1 protein-coding gene is annotated in these 1314 nt (G+C 44.1%); it reads left to right on the top strand.

The genetic code is table 11. The features are described from left to right. Positions 1-236: 236 nt before the first annotated feature. Entirely contained in the window at positions 237-527 is a 291-nt protein-coding gene (locus OQV04_RS24695) for a hypothetical protein (RefSeq protein WP_000990619.1), read from the top strand. The last annotated feature ends 787 nt before the right edge of the window (positions 528-1314 follow it).

Genomic DNA, 1314 nt, shown 5'->3' with positions numbered 1-1314 from the left:
TAGTCTAAAAACTAGTATTAAGACTATCACTTATTTAAGTGATATTGGTTGTCTGGAGATTCAGGGGGCCAGTCTACAACAATCGATATGTATAATGTTGGCTCTTCCAGTACTTTTTATTCAGCCTATGAGATAAGCAAGCTTAATGAGTATCTGGATAAGCAGGATTTGGATCATGGCTATTATTACACGCTGGAAAACCCGGTGCTGTGGCAATCTGCTCAGGAGGATGAATTATGAATGCGGATATCGAAAGGTATTTCAGCGATCTTATCGAGGCCAAAAAATTTAATGGCTATACGCTGGTCAGCGGAGAAGACTGGCAGAAGCCCACAGTCGACGAAATCCAGCTGGTCAGGGGACTTATCTTCCTGACTGACAGCCAGCTGGCCAACCGGCTGACTGTGGACGAACGCACCATCTGTAAGTGGAAATCCGGCGAGACCAGTATGGTGTACACCACCTGGTGCTGCCTGTGCTGGCTGGCCGGACTGGGTATGCCGCTCGATAACATTATCAGTCGCTGAAGACTCGCTTCCAGATGCGTCTGAACATGAATCGTCTCTGGTATCGGCAGCGGGAACGGATGATATGAGGGAGACGGTCATAGTTTTTCCAGAATAATGTCCAGCCCGGATACCCCTTAACTACCAATAAAATGAAACACCTAGTTTTTAAAATGCCGTAGGCAATAGCCATCAAAAATACAGTCATAGAATTTACCTTCTCTAAAACTGTATTTAGGAAATCCGATGCGGCCTTTAAGGCCGGTCGGTAAAAAAACTGAAAAAAAGTTTCCCTTCCCTCTTTGTTGCTGTATCAGGGGCAGTAATCCTTAAATTTTGCTTTCTGTGCAATAATCCATTCACCGCAACAATGTGCCGTTTTTTTGACTTTTCGGCAATAATCCTTCTTCTCCTCTCCTGAGATCCGATTTCTGGTTGTTCCGGATCCGCAGATCCTTCGCTGCCGTCCGTTGGCCAGATTTCACAGGATGTTGTGTTCATGCCTGCTGACATAACACTGTATGTTGTGTTTATTCCCGTGTTCGCGAGCCAGTCATCAGCGGCAGAAAAGATCACTTCGCTTATTCACTGATCGTGATCAACTTCCTGAAATTCCTGAATCCTATAAAAATCGGATCATGAAAAAACAGTTATTCTGTAATTTAGCATGGTTACTACATTGCTGGTTATTACTGCCATGGTTACTTTTTGTGTTGGTTATTGATGTGAGTGTTAAGGAAGGTGCGAATAAGCGGGGAAATTCTTCTCGGCTGACTCAGTCATTTCATTTCTTCATGTTTGAGCCGAT

Origin of the sequence: Escherichia sp. Lx600-2 (genome assembly GCF_036662595.1) — a bacterium.
GTDB lineage: Bacteria > Pseudomonadota > Gammaproteobacteria > Enterobacterales > Enterobacteriaceae > Escherichia > Escherichia coli.
This window is presented reverse-complemented; position numbering and strand designations above follow the sequence as displayed.

Excerpts from the sequence above, each read along its gene's own strand:
- OQV04_RS24695 (WP_000990619.1), top strand. The coding sequence starts at position 237 with ATGAATGCGGATATCGAAAGGTATTTCAGCGATCTTATCGAGGCCAAA.